The organism is Bacteroides stercorirosoris (assembly GCF_900142015.1).
Classification (GTDB): Bacteria; Bacteroidota; Bacteroidia; order Bacteroidales; family Bacteroidaceae; genus Bacteroides; species Bacteroides stercorirosoris.
This window is the reverse complement of the sequence record NZ_FQZN01000022.1, coordinates 1-19,584: the sequence shown is the minus strand read 5'-3', so window position 1 is coordinate 19,584 and position 19,584 is coordinate 1. Positions and strand designations below refer to the sequence as shown.

18 protein-coding genes, 1 tRNA gene and 3 pseudogenes are annotated in these 19,584 nt (G+C 43.9%); 7 read left to right on the top strand and 15 right to left on the bottom strand.

All coding sequences use genetic code 11. The annotated features are described in order from the left end of the window. Positions 1–13: 13 nt before the first annotated feature. The 5 genes from BUC01_RS16385 to BUC01_RS16365 all read right to left on the bottom strand — a co-directional run bounded on the left by BUC01_RS16385 (position 14) and on the right by BUC01_RS16365 (position 4,500). Complete coding sequence (locus BUC01_RS16385) at positions 14–1,141, bottom strand: ATP-binding response regulator (protein ID WP_025833935.1); 1,128 nt, start codon at positions 1,139–1,141, stop codon at positions 14–16. Between the two features lie 30 nt (positions 1,142–1,171). Continuing rightward, positions 1,172–2,116, bottom strand: coding sequence for a UDP-glucuronic acid decarboxylase family protein (locus BUC01_RS16380; protein WP_073314238.1), 945 nt, complete (start codon positions 2,114–2,116; stop codon positions 1,172–1,174). A 163-nt stretch (positions 2,117–2,279) separates the two neighbouring features. Further along, complete coding sequence (locus BUC01_RS16375) at positions 2,280–2,813, bottom strand: IbrB-like domain-containing protein (RefSeq protein WP_025833933.1); 534 nt, start codon at positions 2,811–2,813, stop codon at positions 2,280–2,282. Then, entirely contained in the window at positions 2,810–4,102 is a 1,293-nt protein-coding gene (locus BUC01_RS16370; protein ID WP_025833931.1) for a DUF3440 domain-containing protein, read from the bottom strand. Before BUC01_RS16370 ends, BUC01_RS16375 begins: the two co-directional genes overlap by 4 nt. Positions 4,103–4,104: 2 nt before the next feature. Next, entirely contained in the window at positions 4,105–4,500 is a 396-nt protein-coding gene (locus BUC01_RS16365; protein ID WP_025833929.1) for a hypothetical protein, read from the bottom strand. Between the two features lie 240 nt (positions 4,501–4,740). On the opposite strand from BUC01_RS16365, the pseudogene BUC01_RS26230 reads away from it, so the two are divergent. From BUC01_RS26230 to BUC01_RS16360, 3 genes and pseudogenes are all read left to right on the top strand, one after another. Continuing rightward, positions 4,741–5,050 (top strand): annotated as a pseudogene (locus tag BUC01_RS26230) (hypothetical protein); the annotation flags it as partial. Positions 5,051–5,352: 302 nt separating this feature from the next. Then, positions 5,353–5,445, top strand: a pseudogene (locus tag BUC01_RS25905) (alpha/beta hydrolase); the annotation flags it as partial. A gap of 136 nt (positions 5,446–5,581) precedes the next feature. Continuing rightward, the gene (locus tag BUC01_RS16360; RefSeq protein WP_025833925.1) at positions 5,582–5,902 is read left to right on the top strand and encodes a hypothetical protein; all 321 of its coding nucleotides are present in this window, start codon (positions 5,582–5,584) and stop codon (positions 5,900–5,902) included. Positions 5,903–6,010: 108 nt separating this feature from the next. On the opposite strand, the gene BUC01_RS16355 is transcribed toward BUC01_RS16360, so the two are convergent. From BUC01_RS16355 to BUC01_RS16345, 3 genes are all read right to left on the bottom strand, one after another. Further along, entirely contained in the window at positions 6,011–6,745 is a 735-nt protein-coding gene (locus BUC01_RS16355; protein ID WP_025833923.1) for a DUF5036 family protein, read from the bottom strand. A gap of 119 nt (positions 6,746–6,864) precedes the next feature. Continuing rightward, on the bottom strand, positions 6,865–7,287 hold the full coding sequence (locus BUC01_RS16350) for an acetyltransferase (protein ID WP_025833921.1): 423 nt from the start codon (positions 7,285–7,287) through the stop codon (positions 6,865–6,867). Positions 7,288–7,445: 158 nt separating this feature from the next. Next, positions 7,446–7,519: transfer RNA gene (locus tag BUC01_RS16345), tRNA-Asp, on the bottom strand. Positions 7,520–7,715: 196 nt separating this feature from the next. Here BUC01_RS16345 and BUC01_RS16340 point away from each other — a divergent pair. Further along, on the top strand, positions 7,716–9,029 hold the full coding sequence (locus BUC01_RS16340; RefSeq protein WP_073314236.1) for an aminotransferase class I/II-fold pyridoxal phosphate-dependent enzyme: 1,314 nt from the start codon (positions 7,716–7,718) through the stop codon (positions 9,027–9,029). 4 nt (positions 9,030–9,033) lie between these two features. Here the strand turns inward: BUC01_RS16340 and BUC01_RS16335 are convergent, their stop codons facing one another. Then, on the bottom strand, positions 9,034–10,614 hold the full coding sequence (locus BUC01_RS16335; RefSeq protein ID WP_025833920.1) for a SusD/RagB family nutrient-binding outer membrane lipoprotein: 1,581 nt from the start codon (positions 10,612–10,614) through the stop codon (positions 9,034–9,036). Between the two features lie 21 nt (positions 10,615–10,635). Beyond that, positions 10,636–13,632 (bottom strand): SusC/RagA family TonB-linked outer membrane protein, encoded by a 2,997-nt coding sequence (locus tag BUC01_RS16330; RefSeq protein ID WP_139261879.1) that lies wholly within the window; start codon positions 13,630–13,632, stop codon positions 10,636–10,638. 256 nt (positions 13,633–13,888) lie between these two features. Here BUC01_RS16330 and BUC01_RS16325 point away from each other — a divergent pair, with 256 nt between their 5' ends. Then, on the top strand, positions 13,889–14,482 hold the full coding sequence (locus BUC01_RS16325; RefSeq protein ID WP_073314234.1) for a YqgE/AlgH family protein: 594 nt from the start codon (positions 13,889–13,891) through the stop codon (positions 14,480–14,482). Here BUC01_RS16325 and BUC01_RS16320 read toward each other — a convergent pair whose 3' ends face one another. The 4 genes from BUC01_RS16320 to recR all read right to left on the bottom strand — a co-directional run bounded on the left by BUC01_RS16320 (position 14,483) and on the right by recR (position 17,700). Further along, positions 14,483–15,016 carry a GNAT family N-acetyltransferase gene (locus BUC01_RS16320; protein WP_073314232.1) on the bottom strand — a complete coding sequence of 178 codons (534 nt, stop codon included), beginning with the start codon at positions 15,014–15,016 and terminating at the stop codon, positions 14,483–14,485. Between the two features lie 2 nt (positions 15,017–15,018). Further along, the gene (locus BUC01_RS16315) at positions 15,019–16,227 is read right to left on the bottom strand and encodes a glycosyltransferase family 2 protein (RefSeq protein WP_025835972.1); all 1,209 of its coding nucleotides are present in this window, start codon (positions 16,225–16,227) and stop codon (positions 15,019–15,021) included. Beyond that, complete coding sequence (locus BUC01_RS16310; protein ID WP_025835974.1) at positions 16,224–16,679, bottom strand: hypothetical protein; 456 nt, start codon at positions 16,677–16,679, stop codon at positions 16,224–16,226. The genes BUC01_RS16315 and BUC01_RS16310 overlap by 4 nt, the downstream gene beginning before the upstream one ends. 406 nt (positions 16,680–17,085) lie before the next feature. Continuing rightward, complete coding sequence (recR, locus tag BUC01_RS16305) at positions 17,086–17,700, bottom strand: recombination mediator RecR (RefSeq protein ID WP_025835976.1); 615 nt, start codon at positions 17,698–17,700, stop codon at positions 17,086–17,088. 242 nt (positions 17,701–17,942) lie between these two features. Here recR and yihA point away from each other — a divergent pair, with 242 nt between their 5' ends. Next, a complete protein-coding gene (gene yihA / locus BUC01_RS16300) occupies positions 17,943–18,548 on the top strand; it encodes a ribosome biogenesis GTP-binding protein YihA/YsxC (protein WP_025835978.1) in 606 nt (201 codons plus the stop codon). 12 nt (positions 18,549–18,560) lie between these two features. Then, entirely contained in the window at positions 18,561–19,163 is a 603-nt protein-coding gene (locus BUC01_RS16295) for a DUF4923 family protein (protein WP_025835980.1), read from the top strand. A 283-nt stretch (positions 19,164–19,446) separates the two neighbouring features. Here BUC01_RS16295 and BUC01_RS16290 read toward each other — a convergent pair. Next, positions 19,447–19,584, bottom strand: a pseudogene (locus BUC01_RS16290) (DDE transposase); the annotation flags it as partial.

The following is a 19,584-nucleotide window of genomic DNA, read 5'->3' as shown; positions in this document are numbered from 1 at the left end:
TTAAGTACATCAATTATTTCTTCAACGGAACTGAAAAGCTGAATATAGAACCCTCACCCTTCTTGGAAGTGAACCACAACTTACCGCCATTCTTCACCACGAAATCCTGGCATAAGAGCAGTCCCAAACCGGAACCTTCTTCATTGTTCGTGCCAAACGTACTGAAGTGGGTATCTGTATGCAACAGTTTCTTCTGTCCTTCTTCGTCGATACCGCAACCATGATCCTGTACACTGACCACTGCCATGCCATCCTTTTCTTCCAGTTTCACCAGCACTTCAGAACCTTCGTTACTGAACTTAATAGCATTACTGATCAAATTACGCACTACCGTTTTCAACATATCAATGTCTGCGAAAACACCCAGTTTTTCCGGCTTCTCTTCGCGGATTGTAATCTTCTTCAGACCGGCTACCATGTTGAAGATGTCAATTACTCCATCTACCACTTCCACCACATCGATGTCCTGGTATACTACATTCAACTTACCGATCTGGCTCTTTGTCCACTTCAGCAAGTTGTCCAGCAGAGAGAATACATCTTCTGTCGTCTGATTAGCCATCGTCAACAGTTCATACATCTCAGCACCAATCTTTTCTGGCGGCAGATTCAGTATCAACATGTTCAACACCATCTTGATGGAGCCCATAGGAGAACGCAAATCATGAGCAATCACCGAATAAAGCTTGTCACGTCCGGCAATGGTACGTTGCAGTTCTTCAGTCTTGTTCAGAATAATGCGCTTGGCAGCTACCAGTGAAATCTGGTGGGTAACACGGATAATCAGCTCTTCTTTATTGAAAGGTTTGGAGATAAAGTCGTTTGCCCCCACCTGGAAACCTTTTACAATATCTGTCGTGCTGTTCAGTGCAGTCAGAAAGATGATAGGAATCTCCGCAGTCTTCGGGTTAGCCTTCAAATGCTGCGCCACTTCAAAACCACTCATGTCCGGCATCATTACGTCCAGCAACACCAAATCCGGGTTTTCCTTATCTACCTGCTCCAATGCTTGCCGACCGTTACTTGCCGTAGCGATTGCAAATTTTTCATTTGTCAAGAGTACTTTCAACAGTAATACGTTGGACATCACATCGTCAACGATGAGAATTTTGTACTCAGAAGGATTTATTTCCATATTCATCTTATACTATATTGTTTTCCCGTTTATCTACTAATCTATATAACGATATTCTCTAAAATACTCAACTATCCGGCGCAGGCCGTCTTCCAGTTCAATGGTTGGCTGCCAGTTCAGTTTTTCCTTCGCCAACGTAATATCCGGCTGGCGTTGTTTAGGGTCGTCATGCGGAAGTGGCTTGAACACCAGCTTCGACTTGGATCCTGTCAACTGAATCACTTTCTCCGCCAATTCGAGGATAGAAAATTCGTTCGGATTTCCCAGATTCACCGGACCGATAAATTCATCTTCCGTATTCATCATCCTCACCATACCTTCTATCAGGTCGTCAACATATTGAAAGCTGCGCGTCTGGTCTCCGGTTCCATAGATTGTTATATCACTGTTCTTCAATGCCTGAACAACAAAATTAGAAACTACCCTACCGTCATTCGGCAACATCCTCGAACCATACGTGTTAAAGATACGAATAATTTTGATTCGGATGTTATTTTGCCGATGATAATCCATAAACAAAGTTTCGGCACAACGCTTTCCTTCATCATAACAAGAACGGGGACCAATCGGATTTACATTTCCCCAGTAACTTTCTACCTGGGGATGCACCACCGGATCTCCGTATATCTCACTCGTTGAGGCCTGCAAAATCTTGGCATTTGTCTTCTTGGCTAATCCCAACATATTAATGGCTCCCAGCACGGAAGTCTTAATTGTTTTGATTGCATCATATTGGTAATGTATAGGCGATGCCGGACAAGCCAGATTGTAAATCTCATCAAGGTCCTCAGTATGATAGGGGAACTCAACATCATGATTCACAAACTCAAAAAGAGGATTGTCTTTCAGATGTTCGATGTTTGCCTCAGCACCGGTAAATAAATTGTCCAGGCATATGACATGATGCCCTTCGTTAATTAACCGTGTGCATAGGTGCGAACCTATAAAACCGGCACCTCCGCTTACCAATATATTTTTCATGTAAGTATTTTATAATGTCCGAAGACTTATGAGACCTGTTCGTTTGTTTATGATGGCAAAAGTAGGAGATTTGGTTAACTTATGCAAGTTTGTAACAAGATATTTCACTTGTTAACGAGAACAAAAGAACATAATAGAAATAAAAATCCCTCCAACGAGCTTTTTATTCTTCTTGAACAGGAAATTCAACCGGGTTTGGGATGCTAAAACTCTTATCCGAAAATAAAGCTGCCAAACCGGAAATCTGCTTCAAACGGAGCAATTCATCCCGATCCATGCCAATATTTTTCATTATCCACTGGTCGGACATCCCCGCTTTATCCAATTCGGCTACAATGTGGCACATCAACTCTATATTGTGCGAACCACGAGCACGGTTATGCCGGATGGTGGATGCCATGCGGTTGGACAATTCCTTATCAATCACCACTACGGGCAACAAGCCGTTTTCACGCTGATAGATACGCTTTGAACTTCTCAATACACTATAACGATGATAACCGTCTACCAAAATGTAGCGGTCTGTTTCGTTATCATAATAACATACGCAGGGCATCGTAAAGCCATCTTCCCAAATAGAAAGTTCCAGTAGTTTCATCTCGGGTGGCGCCACAATATTGGGATTATAATCATTCGCCACAATTTTCTCTACCGGCACAGCTTTTACAGAATATACCGGGCTTAGATTTTCACTCATAACATCATATTTTTGAATTGTTCCATTATTTTATCTCTCTTGTAAGCTTCTTCCTTATTCAAGGCAAAGCCCATGTATTTGCAAGCATGATCGTTCTTCAATATGCAAACACACATTCTCTTGTAAGTTGGTATCTCACGGAATTCAGAAATATCAATATCATCCAGATAATCCATTTTCACCGGTTTCTTATTCGTTTTATAATTGGTGGTATTCACCACCTCCAGTGACACACCGGCTTTTAAGAGTTTCTGAATAGTCTCCTCACTGAGGCAGCCGCCCTTAGTGCGCCAGAATTCAATGCTGACGGTCAACTTCTTCAAATAATTACGCCGGGTATCTTCCGGCAATGTAGATAGCAGGAATTGCATGAACTCCTTCCAGGTATATCCTTTCGGCAAACGGACAGTCTGCCATCCCATGGCATGTGTTCCACCATAGATACCGGTGAAGTTCACTCCATTGACACGGCCTATCATCTTTCCCCAAGTGGAGGGATCGATTACTTTATAAAGACGCAGACTCTCCTGGGCTTCGCAGAGAAAAGGACTTGCCACACGCTGACGCTCGATGTTTACACCAGCCTTATAGTATAAATCATATAAATGATTATAGTCCCAGCCGAATTTTCCATTGGCCGTCCAGATATCCGTCGTTTTCCAGTCATAAATAGGATAAGCATTGAAGATATCATTTCCGATTTTAGAGGTCCACCGGTAATTATGATACATTTGATATTTCCGGGCAAGATGAATGCTGCGCCAGCGATTGAAACTTTCCTGCGTGCGAATACCTATTAGGAAACAGGAACGAACCGCATCCTTCTTTTCGTGCAGCCACTTGGCAAAATGCATCTGAAACTCATAATCCCACATCGCATCCGTATAAAATGGAAAGTGCTCCACAGGCAAACTGCCTTTCGGCATCTTCCGTACCCATATATCACGCATCTCAGGGTCCCATGGACGCCAATAACTCTGATGCATGGATGTACAGGTAGTTACTTTGAAAGGAACGCAAACCCGATACACATCTACAATATCCTTATTGGCTTCCAAAATACGGTCCACATAATCAATAGTCATGCTATATTGGATTTCATAATCCATATGATAGACACAGAGTTTTCGTTTCAGGTTATGCCGCCGGATATAGTCGATACATAAGTTCAGCAATACTCCGCTATCCTTTCCTCCTGAAAAAGAGACGCAAATATTATCAAACTGTTTAAAAATAATGTCTAACCGCTCTTCTGCCAACTCATATACATTCTTCTGAAGTTCTGCCATCTTTATTTCTCCTTATTCATTTTCACGTAGCGCTTCCACATTTTCTCTACAGAAAATCCCAGCTCCTGAAACGTTTTCTGGTGTTCAACAAACGTGACCGAACTTAATTGTTTGTCTTCATCCATGCTGGCTATTACTTTCTCTAAAAGAGCTTTCAACACCTCCGTATCATTTCCCTTTATATAATAGTTATTAATAACCACCTCCCGTTTCTTGTATTCCAGCGGCAGAAAACCAATCACTTCTTTCCCATCCACTGCAACAAACCATATAAAACTTTCCGATGTACGAAAAGGATAATTATAGTTCTGTTTCAACACTTCAGGATTCATAACCAAGGGAGCAACAAGTTGGTATAACCGTTTCTCCGTACCTTTCAACTCTACTATTTGTGTCATGGCCGATTAATTATTTATTATGGTTTGAGTTCATATTCCCAAATAAAATAGTGCAGACAAAATTAAATAAAAAAAGAATAAAGACAACTACGAACAAAAGAAAAAAAGATAAAATTATAAATAGAGAATAATATATCTCTTAAACTTGAGTATATATTCATAAAAAAGATTATCCGACACAAGCTTATAAATGCAGTTTCATAAGGTGAAATAAAATCTCTTTCAGTATCATTACAATAAGTATTGGCACAAGAAATGATCATAAATGAAGTTTCTACAGAAACCAAGCGCCTGGCAGCCCTGCTCCCCACTCTTTCTTTTATTCAGCCGAAAGCCGAAATCGTGAAAACAATACGAAGCCCATCTCGACTTCCCGGTGGGCAAATCTGTTATCCTACCCGATTTTATGAATAATCAGATTGGGTTACGAAATATTCAGAACATGCTTAATAAGATACACGGTGATAAGAAACCGACCATTACCAATGTTTATATAGAAAGATTCGCATCACCGGAAGGTTCGCTGCAACTGAATGAGCAACCCTCCCAAAACCTATCGCATTATGCTGAAAAAACTGTACCCTACGCTCCGTAAGGTGAATTGCCGCATCGACTACACCGTCTGAAAACATTACATACAAAGAATAAGGCAGGCCTTATATAAAGTTTGTTCATCCCTCTCAGAAGTACTTATAAGGCAGTTTATACAAGGCTACACCCTTTTTCCCGGATGGCTACACCTTTGCAGAGTGATGGCTACACCATCCGGGGGAAAGGGTGTAGCCTTGTATAAAGAATGGTTAGTGCAGTAGAAGTTAATGACTGTTATTTTGACATATGGAAGGCGATCAACCAGAGAAACGTGCAGGAGAATCCGATATGAATTATCCGGTTCTCTATTTGCTGGATGGCGATGTGTTCTTCCACTCCGTAGCAGAGTACTCTTTGTTACGATCTCTTTTATACTGTTAATAATCCGAATAGTTTAACCACTACCAAAAACCGTAATGTCGATTTTTTTGTTTTAACAATGAGGGAATAAGTTTTGCCCGAATCCTAAAACCGAGTAAAATTGATTATCATGAGAAAAGAAGTTTCTGAAGTATTTGCAAAAGAGCAATCTAATGATTGCTGTATTAATCTGTATCTGGAAGAATGTGGCTGGTGTGCCTACGAAGTATCAGCTTATCTGCTAATGAACCTTTTAGGAGGCAAATGCATTGTCGAAAAAATAGAGAAATGCGGATTGATGCTAGTCCGCGCATTTCTGAATATAGACTTATTGGGGGGCATTAACTATGGTGAATACCGCTACGCCGGTCTGAATTCCTACAACCTGCAATTGATAGGGACAAATAAAGTCGATAAGAGTTCATTTATTCACTGGAAAAAAAATATATAGGGCGTAACAAGCATTTTAAATGATATAGAAAAAGCTCCGCAGACTGATTTGCGGAGCTTTATTTTTATGCACCTATTTAGCTAATATTCTATTGCCAAACGCATAATCTTATTTCTTCATGCCCGCCTTAAACATTATATAAGTAAATGCATCTCCTGAACGGACAAATATCCCATAATCCCCATAAGGACCGGAAATCTGATTGATACTTTTCAGCAACGCAATCTTTAATTTCCCGTTTACGAATTGTATATCAAATGAATCTTTCTCATCATCCAGGTAAGCACTAAAGTGTAATTCTGCATCTTTCGGTAATGCATATTCTATCTGATCTCCGACATTATCCACATTTCCGATAACGGTTTCAAATTCGGGTAAACCATTTGTTTCCGGATAGGCCAATACAAATTTCAGTGTCGCTCCGGTTGTAGCCCCATCCACTGTTATGGGGGAGACAACATAGGCTTTGTAATAGCCTGAACCAATCAGTACGGCTCTCTCTCCCGAAGGAAAATCCAAGAGAACATCTTTATCATATATATGATATAAATGTCCAGGAACGACAGCTATTTCTTTAGCAAGGTTATCCAATGAAAGTTTCACAGGTGCTCCAAGTCCGGAAGTCGCTCCCACATCGGCAATATAACAAGTAGAGGTCTTAAAGTTATTTGAGTTATTGATATATACATCTGATGCGCCCAGCAAGGTTTTCCCATTTCCTTCATTCATCATGTTTAGCATAACGCTTCCTTCCGGGTCTTTGTTATCATCATCATCACCACAGCTTACAAAGCCGATTGAACAGAGGAATAGTAGTATTCCGAATAATTGTTTTGTTTTCATAACTGACTAAAATTAATTATATAGTTTAAGTTTCGCCTTTTGTTTTGCGGCAAAAGTAATATTTTAATAGATAGGATTGCTAATATACATGATAATTAACACGCCAATCATCAAACAAACTACAGCCTCATATGCAAGATGGGATAATCCTTACCTTCTCCATCCAATTCTGATCTTCCCACGATGTTGAATCCCATATATTCGTAAAAACCAACCGCTTGAATGTTTTGCTCGTTCACGTCGACTTTAGTCACCTGCAAGTTAGCTACCGCATACGCTATCAGTTGTTTTCCGATTCCTGCACCCCGGCAATCGTTATCAACAAATAGCATTTCGAGGTTGCCATCTGCAATTCCCATAAATCCAACCAAATCTCCCGCTTGTTCAAACCCTAACAACGTAACATATTGAAAATATACAGGAAGTTGTTTCTTGAAATATAAAAAGTCCTCTTCTTTTAGGAAATCATGTGTATTCAGCACTGCAGTCTCCCAAATCTCTATCAAGCGCGGATAATCTGTTTCTTTAATTTCTCTAATCATAATTTGTAAAGTTAGAATGGTTAAGCCCGGAATAAAAAAATAAAACCTAAATAAGAACTTCAGGGATAATTCAGTTTCAAAGTTCCGTACTGCATATAAAAAAGCCTTTGATTATACTGATAATCAAAGGCTTATTTCATATTTATTCTCTCTTTAAGCGGTGCGTACGGGACTCGAACCCGTGACCCCATGCGTGACAGGCATGTATTCTAACCAACTGAACTAACGCACCATTATTTCATTTTTCATTTACTATCTCTCTCGATTGCGGTTGCAAAGGTAGACATTTCTTTGAAATCTGCAATAGCTTGAAAGAAATATTTTTCATCTTTTTTAAAGTGGGCTTGATTATAAGATATTTATATTACCTTTGTGTGACGAAAAAAATTCGAGTAACAAATCAAAATGAACTAAAAGCGAGAAAAACCATGAGAAATACTCCTATTGAACGTAGACTGATTGACGAAACCATCGAAGCATTTCAGATTGCAGACTTTGGAAAAGCAACCATACGTGAAGTAAAAGCCATCGCCGCCAAAGCAGAAGCAGAGTCGGGCGTGGAATTCATTAAAATGGAAATGGGCGTACCGGGACTTCCGGCTTCGGCTGTAGGCGTGAGAGCCGAGATAGAAGCCCTGCAAAATGGCATTGCCAGCCTTTACCCCGACATCAACGGCCTGCCTGCGCTGAAAGAAGAAGCCTCACGCTTCATCAAAGCCTTTATCAATGTAAACCTGAAACCGGAAGGCTGTGTACCTGTCACCGGCTCCATGCAGGGAACTTTCGCCTCCTTCCTCACATGTAGCCAATGCGATGAAAAGAAGGATACGATATTATTCATCGACCCGGGGTTCCCCGTACAGAAACAGCAGTTGGTAGTGATGGGGCAAAAGTTTGAGACCTTCGATGTTTATGACTATCGTGGCGACAAACTGAAAGAGAAACTGGAAAGCTACCTCTCGAAAGGCAATATCTCCGCCATTGTCTATTCAAATCCGAATAACCCCAGTTGGATCTGTCTGAAAGAAGAAGAACTGCGCATCATCGGAGAACTTGCTACGCAATATGACATTATCGTTTTAGAAGACCTGGCCTATTTTGCCATGGACTTCCGCCAGGATTTAAGCAAACCGTTTGAAGCACCTTTCCAACCCTCAGTAGCACATTATACAGACAACTATGTATTGCTTATTTCCGGCTCCAAAGCATTCAGTTATGCCGGACAACGCATCGGGGTAAGTTGCATTTCCGATAAACTGTATCACCGCTCCTACCCCGGCCTGACGAAACGTTACGGCGGCGGTACATTCGGTACGGTATTCATCCATCGTGTGCTCTACGCTCTTTCATCCGGCACAAGCCACTCTGCACAATATGCCCTTGCCGCCATGCTGAAAGCAGCCAGCGACGGACAATACAATTTCCTGAATGAAGTGAAAATATACGGTGAACGTGCCCACAAGCTGAAAGAGATTTTCATGCGCCACGGTTTCCATTTAGTATATGATAATGATCTGGGCAATCCCGTTGCCGACGGTTTCTATTTCACCATCGGATATCCGGGCATGACCAGCGGCGAACTTGCCAAAGAACTCATGTATTACGGTGTCAGTGCCATTTCACTGATCACCACCGGCAGCCACCAGGAAGGTCTGCGTGCCTGCACCTCTTTCATTCAGGATCACCAATACGCACAGTTAGACGAGCGTATGGCAATCTTTGCTGAAAACCATCCGGTATAAAAATCTACCAGTTACTGCCGGTATCCCACCACAAACGGGTACCGGCATTATCTTCTCCACCCAGAGCTTTCACCAATGCCTGATACTGCTCCGGATTCTCCGTTTGCAAACCGCCGGGAAAATTCAAACGGCGTATCATAGTCTCCGTATCTACACACCCATCCTTACTATGATTGAAGCGCACGGGGAAAAGTCGCGGATAACCAGTCCTGCGCTGCTCCGCCCAAGCCTCACAGCCTTCGGGAAACATGGCAATCCACTTTTGCGTGATAATCTTCTCCAGCTTCATTTCAGGGTCAGCCGTTTCTATCCATTTCGGAGATACTTTGCAACGAGCCTCTATATTATTCTCCGAATCGTATGTATCCACAAAGTCAGCAGGCAGTTTATCACTATTCAGATAACTCTCACTCTGCATGATGCCATGCTGATGCAAAGAAGAAGTAACTCCTTTCTCATAGCAAACACCTGCCGATTCTCCCGTCCAGTTACGCAAAGCAGCCTCCGCCCGCAGAAACCAAACTTCCGCAGCAGTCATGAGAACCGCATCTGTCGCCTGAGTGACTTTCAGTTTCGACATCTCCAGATAATTATTGTGAGAGAAACAAGTTCCCTGGCGGATTCCATGATATTCGCTCTTAAACGCTGCATCCTGGCACGTTGCAAAGTAGATGCTACGCCTCGGATCGTCATATCCATTCATTATTGATTCCATCGGAGCACTCATAAAAGTCTCGTTCCACACCAGATTAAGCTCACCCAGCGGATTGGTATATCCTCCCTGGGTAGAAACAGCTACCGGCTCATTTTCCGCTTCCAGCACTCCATATTCATTATTAAAGGCTTTCAGGAATTCAGTACGGGCCTTTTCCTCATCAACCGTCGCAATTCTCACGGCAAGCCTCATTCTCAGAGAATTGGCGAACTTTATCCACGAGGTATATGCACCGTCCATCAGAATGTCAAAACGCGAAAACTCAGCAGCTTCCGGGTTCGACTTCACATAATCGGTAAGTGTGGCCACCGCCGTATCCAGTTCACAGAAGAACTCTTTATAGACCTCCTCCTGGGTATCGGGCATATACTTCGCATCGGCATCCGCAAACCGGGTGTACACGATAGGACCGTAATAGTCCGTAACCCGGTGCATCACTTCCACTTTCAGCACTTTAGTCACTCCAAAGAAACCCGGATGCTGGTCACGGGTTGCATTCTCCGACTGATATATCTGCGGAAAGATGTAGGAATAAGTATGTCCCCACATCGCACTGTTCCAGCCATCCTGCAAGTTATAGTCCGAATTATGGCTACCTCCGTTCAGCGGCTTGCCATCGTGCATATATCCGCTGTACATATCCGCATTCAGATTCTGCGTCAGCTGGAAAGGCCAGTTTTTACCTTTTCCATAATCATAATTGAAATAAATGCCTTGCTGGATGATTCCCAGGCGGATGCCATGCTCATTATAATCTATCTGCAAATCATCATCCGTCACTCCGGATTTATCCGTATTGATATCTTTGAAATCGCCCGTACACGAAGCAAAGGCCAACAACGCACCTAATATCCAAGCCTGTCTTTTCATTCCTGTTTCCTCCTCACCTGTTTAAAATTCACACTTCAATGAAAAGCCCCAACTACGGGTCGTAGGCATTCCGTACACATCGATTCCCTGATTATCATTGCCGGTAGACAATACCAGATCAGGATCAAAAGGAGCTTTCTTATAAAAGAAGAACAAATTACGGGCAATAAATGACACCTGCACTTTTTTCAAGACTTTCGATTTCTCCATCCAGGAGGCAGGCAACTGATAGGATAATGAAAGTTCTCTCAGCCGGATGTTCGTGGCGTCATACATATAATATTCCGTCGTTCCGGCACGTCCGCCCACTATCTTATAGAATCCTTTCACATTATCTATCCTTTGCCCTTCAAGCATCACATATCCTTTGTCACGAGCTTTGGCTGTCACCTCCGACACGCCATACAGATCCATGTCCGCCTGTGTCTGCGAGAGCACCTCGCCACCATAACGACAATCAACCAGAAAATAGAGTGAGAGGTCTTTGTAAGAAAGTGTATGGTTCCATCCCATCTGGAACTTCGGATTAGAATTTCCCACCTTCACCGTATTTCCGTCACCTATTATCTTCGGCAGTCCTGCATTGCTTCCTTCCGTCTCATAAATGATGTTTCCGGATGCATCTCTTTCAAACGCTTTTCCGTATATATCGCCTATCGAACCGCCTTTCACCAATTTCATGGCATAGCTGGAAGAAAAGCTGGTAGGGCCGTAGACAAATTCTTTCAGTTCCTCGTGCAGAGAGATAATCTTGTTCCTGTTGGAGGCAATATTAAGAGTAGTACTCCACATGAAGTTCTTTTTCATCACAGGGGTTGCATCCAAAGCTATTTCCCATCCCACATTCTGGATATTACCCGCGTTCACATAGCGGTAAGCATATTTATCGCCCGCCAACGTAGGCAATTTGAAGAACTGATTTCGGGTATTTGTTTTATAAAAAGTCAAATTGAAGCCGATACGGCTATTCAGAAAGCGTGCCTCGGCACCCGCCTCCCACGAATAAGTCATTTCGGGTTCCATATCCTTAAAAGGAGCCGCATCATTCGCCAGAAATTCACCACCGGCAGTGATATGCGAAGAAGAATTCGTGATGAACATCGGAATATCATTTCCCACCAAACTGTATGCGGCACGCACCTTGGCATACGAAACCCACTCCGGCAACTTGAGCAGACGGCTCAATATCAGCGAAGTACCCACCGAAGGATAAAAGAAGCCACTTTTCTCATGCGACGTATATGCCAGTGTAGATGCCCAGTCATTACGTGCCGACAAGTCAATGTAAGCGCTTTCCTTATATCCCACCTGCACCGTACCGAACACTGACTGCAACTGCCGTTGTGCATCTATCTTCTGGTCCAGACTTGCCGAACCGTTCATTAGTATGTTTGCCAGATTAAATACATTGGCATACTTCAAGGAAGCCGTCTTCGAATCGTAACGGGTGGAATTCACCGTCTTATCATTGATACTGCCACCCAGCGCACCGCTTACGGAGTAATCTCCCCACTGCTTCTTCATCATAAGCAGCAAGTCGCCATAAAACTGTATTTCCTGGTAATCCATCTCCACGTAGCGCCCATTGGCACCAGCCAGAGCCGGAGCTGTAGACGCATAAAACTGCTGGCGTACCTTATCGTCAATACAATCCACATTGCCACGGGCCTGCACCGTCAGCCAGTCATTCACTTTCAGATTGGCCGACAGAGAAACAATGGCATGCATACGCACATCCTTACTTTGTATGCGATTGGTTATCCAATAAGGATTCTGCTCGAAGTCTTCGTAAGATGTATGCCAGTTCTGTACATTCAGATTTCTGCTCTCATCATACACCTCAAAATTATCTTTATAGTACGACAAATCTTCTCCACGGGGGAAACGGTATAGCCCCACCAATGGGTTCATATAAAATCCCCCCACAGTCGGTTTGTTTTTGGTAACCTGACGCATCAGATTTACATTGCCGTCCAGTTTTAGGCGGTCATCAAACATCACGGAAGTCTCCCTGAGCGTTATGTTATGCTTGGACAGGCGGTTCTTGTCGATAATTCCATGCCCTGTGGTATTGGCATACGAAAAATAATTCTGCAACTTCTCATTACCATGGCTCACAGATACGGAAGTGATGGAAGTCATTCCGGTGGAAAAGAAATCTTTCAGATTATCATACTTCGGCAAGTCTTTCCGTTCGCCCCAGCTGTCCACGCCGTCACTCACGCCGTAGCGGTTCTGCATTTCGGGCAGAGACATTGCATTATCAAACATCAGGCTGGTAGAGAATGAGATGCTCCGCTGTCCCTGCGATTTGCCTTTCTTGGTCGTAATCAATATCACACCATTGGCTGCCTGGCTTCCATAAAGCGCCGCCGCAGGAGCACCTTTCAGAATACTGATACTTTCTATGTCCTCCGAGTTCAGTCCGGAGATTCCGTCCCCACCATCGCGGTTACCCGCATTGGCCGTTCCGCCAATGGCACTGAAAGCCTGTTCCGAAGTCGAATTCAGCATAGGCACACCGTCAATCACATAAAGAGGCTGATTATCACTGGCCACCGAACGGATGCCACGAATACTCACCTTGGCAGACGCTCCCACCCCTGATGAAACCTGGTTAATCTGCACTCCGGCAGCTTTTCCGGTGAGCGAAGTAATCAGATTGGGCATTTTCACCCGGTTTAAGTCTTCATTCTTTATCTGGCTTGTGGCATAAGAGAGAGAATGCTCCTTCTTTTCAATGCCCAATGCGGTCACAATCACTTTATCCAGTTCCACCGCATCTTCCGCCAGCACAATGTCCAGATAGGCATGTCCTTTCACGCTTATCTCCTCTGTCTTATATCCCATAAAGGAGAATTGCAACACGGCGTCATCCGCTACTGTCAGTTCAAACTGACCGTCGACATTCGTAGCCACCCCGTTGGAAGTGCCTTTCTCTAAGACAGTGGCGCCCGGCAAAGGGACGCCTTGTTCATCCAAAACACGCCCGGTAATCTTTTTCTGGGCAGAGGCCATTCTAAACCTTTCATTTACATCTTCTGAAGAAAAAGCATAGCTGGAGCCAGTATATGAAAAAAAACAACTTAGAATCAATAAATATATATAAGTATGACTAGTCAGTTTCATAGAAATACAATAAAGAAATTATATCTGGCAAATGTAGCCAATTTCTTTTGAATAAAAACCTGTTATATAACACAAAAATAAAATCAATCAGTGAAAAAAGAGAAATAATATTTGTTTTTCGAGGATTTGTCTGTATATTAGGGGCATGGATACTAATGCAGATATATTTAAAATAGAAACCAACCACGTAGTGCCTTCACGCGGAAAGGTGTTAATATCTGAGCCATTCCTCTATGATGAGATGTTCGGACGCTCTGTTATATTGCTGGTAGACCACACCATGGACGGAACAATGGGGCTGGTGTTGAACAAGCCTCTCACGCTATGCCTCAATGATGTTCTGAAAGAATTCAAAGACGTGGACGACATACCTATATATAAAGGTGGCCCGTTAAGCACAGACACACTGTTTTACCTCCACACCCTGAAAGATATAGAAGACTCATTACAGATAGGCAAAGGTTTCTATCTGAACGGGGACTTCGAAGCGATTCGCCGTTATATCCTGCAAGGTAATGAAATCAGCGGTAAAATACGTTTCTTTCTGGGGTATTCCGGTTGGGAACACGATCAGCTATGCCAGGAAATAGAAGAAAACACCTGGCTGATAGGTTCGGCGGACATCACTTCACTTATGAATGAGAAAGGAAGCCCGAAGCTCTGGAAAAATGCGTTGGGGCAACTGGGAGGAAAATACGAAACATGGTCGCGCTTCCCCCAGATACCGACACTGAATTGATTAATCCGCCCGAAGGCATTGCATTAATGCAACATCCTTGAAACATCCTTCTACAAACAGCCAGTCTTTCAGCAACCCGCATTGCACGAAGCCGCAGGAGGTGAACAGGCGCATACTTGCCTCATTGTCCGTAGCAACATGGACAATGAGTTGCCGCAAACGCAAAAAGTCGAAAGCATAGTCGCAAAGCAATGTCAGCGCCTCTTTGGCGTAGCCCGATCCGCGAAATTCCTTCCGGAGAACGATGCCCACCTCTCCGCGCGAATGCATGGGGGCAAAGTCCGTTATGTCAATCGTCCCTATCGGCATGCCGTCTTCAAGGCGCACAATGATCATACGCAGTTGCTTGTCGGCAAACATGTCGCATTGCGAACTTTCCAGATATTGCTTCATCACGTAACGCGAATAAGGTACGGTGAAGTTACTGATGTCCCACTGTTGCGGGTCATTCTCCATCTCATAAATCAGTTCCAGGTCTTCCGGCTCCATGGCACGGAGGCGGATGCGGTCGCTTATAAAATAACTATGTTTCATTGTCAGAGATAACATTTTTCGGGAGTCACCAGTACGCGGCTCTCCGGGTTATAGACTCCCAGATGCAAACCCGTCTTCCGGTGGCGGGAAAGCAAACGGATAATTGTTGAAAAAGAAAAGGCGCGGCAATCATAAACCACGTGCGTGAAATCTTTCAGGTAGATGAACGTGCCGCCATGTCCATCTACCGAGGATGTTTCGTTGGACACCACAAAATGATGTTTCCCGGTCAGTCCGTTACGCTTGAACAGACTGCGGAGACTATGGATAGTCGCTTCTTCGCCAAAAACCAAAAAGCGGGGAAGGCCTTGACCTTTCCGAAAGGATCGTTTCGCCTCTTTTCCCGAAAAGCCGAATGTACGCTGCAAGAAAAGCAGCGACAAGCGAATATACATCTGCAAATGGATGCCCGCCCGAACCAACCCTCGTCCGACAACTCCATAACGCTCGCCATGCTTGCGGAAGAAGATATCCATCGCTTCACAAAACACGCGCACGTAACGGTAGGTATCTTTCGATGTGCTTTCACCTTTATAGTGCAATATCGGGTAAGGGAGATAATAGTTTTCATATCCCGCCTCCTCTATCCGGCAAGACAAGTCGATGTCCTCGCCGTACATGAAGAAGTCTTCATCCAGCAATCCGGACTTGTCCAATGCGGAAGCACGCAGCAACATGAATGCGCCTGCCAGCACTTCCACCCGGTGGATGGCGTCCATATCCAAAGCATTGCAATAGTAGCCACCGAGGCTTTTGGAATGCGGAAAAAGTTTTCCCAAACCGGACAATTTACCGAAAGTGGCCGCCAAAGTAGGGTAACCGCGCTTTGACTCCGGCAGAAATTTTCCGTCATCGGTCAGCATTTTTACTCCGGCAGCTCCGGCACGTGGATGGGCATCCATAAAAAGGAGTGCATTCTCTAAAGTATCTTCCGGCAATAGGGTATCAGGATTCAACAACAGCACATACTCTCCTTTCGCCTGTCGGATGGCCTGGTTATTGGCACGGGCAAAGCCGACATTCTCCTTATTATATATATAGGTGACGCGTGGGAAGCGTTCAGTGATATACGCCTCCGAACCATCGGCAGATGCATTATCCACCACCAGCACTTCGGCCGAAAGATTGTCGATAGCCCTATACACGGAACAGAGGCACTGTTCCAGGTAATGCTTCACATTATAATTGACTATGACAACGGAGAGTTTCATACTTCTTCTTTATTGATATGCAGTTCTTTACGCAAACGTCCTTCGCCGGGCAGGCAGAACAGCGAGGCTGTAAGGGCAATCAATGCACAAAGCACGCCTTTGTTGCTCAACATAAGATAATATACAGCGAAGCCTACCAATACCGGTAAAGTGAGCAGTGCCAGGCGAACTTTACTCCAGAAAGAATAAAGGCGCAGGGCTTCGGGCAGACTGACTTTATCAATCTTACGTGTCAGCACCCAGGCAAACAGTTTCAGCGATACGGGCACACAAATGGCAGTCAGCAGGATGGTCAATGTCTCTGCAAAATAAGTAGCGCGCACATCAGCGGCATACCTACCTACCCAGTCTCCATCGGTTTCACCGACCACGATTAAGATCACCGGCAATAGCCAAAAACCGATAAAGAATCTCTTCTGACGAGATGCCACGTGTTTTATCTGTTCTTCCATTTCTCTATTTTTTATTATTCAATATTGTAAAATAGTTAATTATACGAATCAGGAGTTGAAATTAGCTCATGTCTGTAGGGATTTGAACAGAGCAGGCATTCATTGCGCAGCTCAAGGCTGAAAGCCTTTTATCTTATAGCCCAGGGCAACGCCCTGGGAATTGAGTAATGTTTATCCCTGCGCCCTGTAAGGGCATAACAGTACACACTGGCTTTTGCCCTTACAGGGCGCAAGATTGTGGGGTACAATTCATTCCCGGGGCGTTGCCCCGGACTATAAGATGAAAGCCTTTCAGGCTTGGGCTGCGCTAAATTATCATTTGATTCCTTTCTGCACCGTTATGAATGAATTTTAACTCCTGATTCACATTAATTGATGATTTAGCGGGCGGATGCCCGCTAAATCATCAATTTCCCGAAAAAGGAGTACGGTTCACAATACTGCGTCCCAGCGTCACCTCATCTGCATATTCCAATTCATCACCTACAGAGATGCCACGGGCAATCACGCTCAGTTTCACTCCCATCTTCTCCAGTTTACGGTAAATATAAAAGTTGGTGGTATCTCCCTCCATCGTGGTACTGAGTGCCAGGATAATTTCTTTTATCCCACCCGCAGCCACACGTTGCACAAGGCTTTCTATCTGCAAATCGCCCGGACCTACACCATCCATCGGCGAAATCACCCCGCCTAACACATGATATAATCCACGGAACTGTTGCGTGGCTTCCACCGCCATCACATCGCGGATATTCTCCACGACACAGACCGTAGATGCATCCCGCTGCGGATTGGCGCAAATGCGGCAAGTCTCCGTATCCGAAATGTTGTGGCAAACCTTGCAATATTTCACTTCATGCTTCAAAGTAATAATAGCGTTACCGAAAGCCTCTACCACCGCCGTATCTTGCCGCAAAAGATGCAACACCAGACGCATGGCCGTTTTCCGCCCCACTCCGGGCAGCTTGGCAAATTCGCTCACCGCCTTTTCCAATAATATCGAGGAAAATTGTCCGTTCATACTAAAAAATCAACTATTGGCGGCAAAGATAATGCAAACCGAAAGCAGTACAAAATAAGCTTGCTTATTTTTAATGCTGAGGTGCAGCTTATCTTCGCTTAAAAGCAAAGATAATGCCAATTGAGGGCAGAACTTTCATGCAAGCATGAAAAAGTTATGTGAAATTCTGAAATTAGTGCTACCTTTGCATACGTAAAAAAGGAGAAAAAAGAGTAAGAAACTTTCTAAATTTGAATAAGAAAATGGAGATAACAAACGCTGAATTCGTCATCAGTAATACAGACGTGAAAAAATGCCCTGCGGGAATATTCCCCGAATACGCCTTTATCGGACGTTCCAACGTTGGAAAATCCAGTCTCATTAATATGCTGACCGGGCGCAAAGGGCTTGCAATGACTTCCGCCACTCCGGGAAAGACAATGCTCATCAACCACTTCCTCATCAACCACAGCTGGTACATCGTCGACCTGCCCGGCTACGGTTATGCCCGCCGCGGACAAAAAGGAAAGACGCAGATACAGCGAATCATCGAAGATTATATCCTGGAACGTGAACAGATGACCAACCTCTTCCTGCTCATCGACTCGCGCCTCGACCCGCAAACCATCGACCTTGAGTTTATGGAATGGCTGGGCGAACACGGAGTACCCTTCTCCATCGTCTTCACCAAAGGCGACAAGCTGAAAGGCGGCAGACTGAACACCAACATCCAGCAGTACCTGAAGAAGCTAAAAGAACAATGGGAAGAACTTCCTCCGTATTTTGTGACCTCTTCTGAGAACAGAATGGGCAGAAAAGAGTTATTAGATTATATAGAGAGTATTAACAAAGAAATGAATACCCAATAATTTATTAGTAAAATGAAAAAGAGATTTTTTTCGCTGGCATTTATTGCCGCCCTGTTACTGGTATCCGCTAATAGCCAGGCGCAATCGCTAAAAGATTTGTTCAATAAAGAAAACGTAGAAAAAGTAGTCAGTGCCGTTACCGGCAAAAATACCGTTGACATGACAGGTACATGGTCCTATACCGGTGCCGCTATCGAATTTGAATCGGACAACCTGCTGATGAAAGCCGGTGGTGCCGTTGCCGCTACCACAGCCGAAGCCAAACTCAACGAGCAGTTGAGTAAAGTAGGTATCAAGCCCGGACAACTGAGCTTCACCTTCGCCGCCGACAGCACTTTCAGCGCCAAACTGGGAGCCAAAACCCTGAAAGGAACTTATACATACGACTCTGCCGAAAAGCACGTAACTATGAAGTTCGTCAAGCTGATTAACATGAACGCCAAAGTCAACTGTACATCCGCCAACATGGACTTACTGTTTGACTCGGACAAACTTCTGAAGCTGATTACTTTCCTTTCCAGCAAGAGTAGCAATGCAACGTTGAAAACCATCAGTTCGCTGGCAAGCAGCTACGACGGTATGATGCTGGGCTTCTCGCTTGAGAAGAAGGAATAAATTCCGCCACCCCCAATAAAAAAAGCCCGCAAACTTAATGTTTACGGGCTTTTTAATTAGGGATATTCAGTAAATGTCCCTCTTTCTAATAAATTAAGAGAACAGTTTTACTTTACGTGAGCTTTTCTCTTAATTTTTTTCTGTAAAGCCTCAAGTCTCCTATCTTTTTCATAGAATATTATTTACATATTCTTATTTTTTCTTCCCAACGGTACATTATGTATATGTCTTTTTAGGGGAAGTTAAAAACCTCTCCTGTTTTCCTCTTATTATTTTAGTCTGATTATGCAGCCGTTCTTTTTTTCTTTTCGACCTTTTCTATCATGCATACCGCATTGGCCGTATGTATTCCAAAGAAAATCCAAAGCATTTCCGTTTTCCTGTTTCTAGCTTTTATTCTGGCCAGTGAGTAATGTTGTTT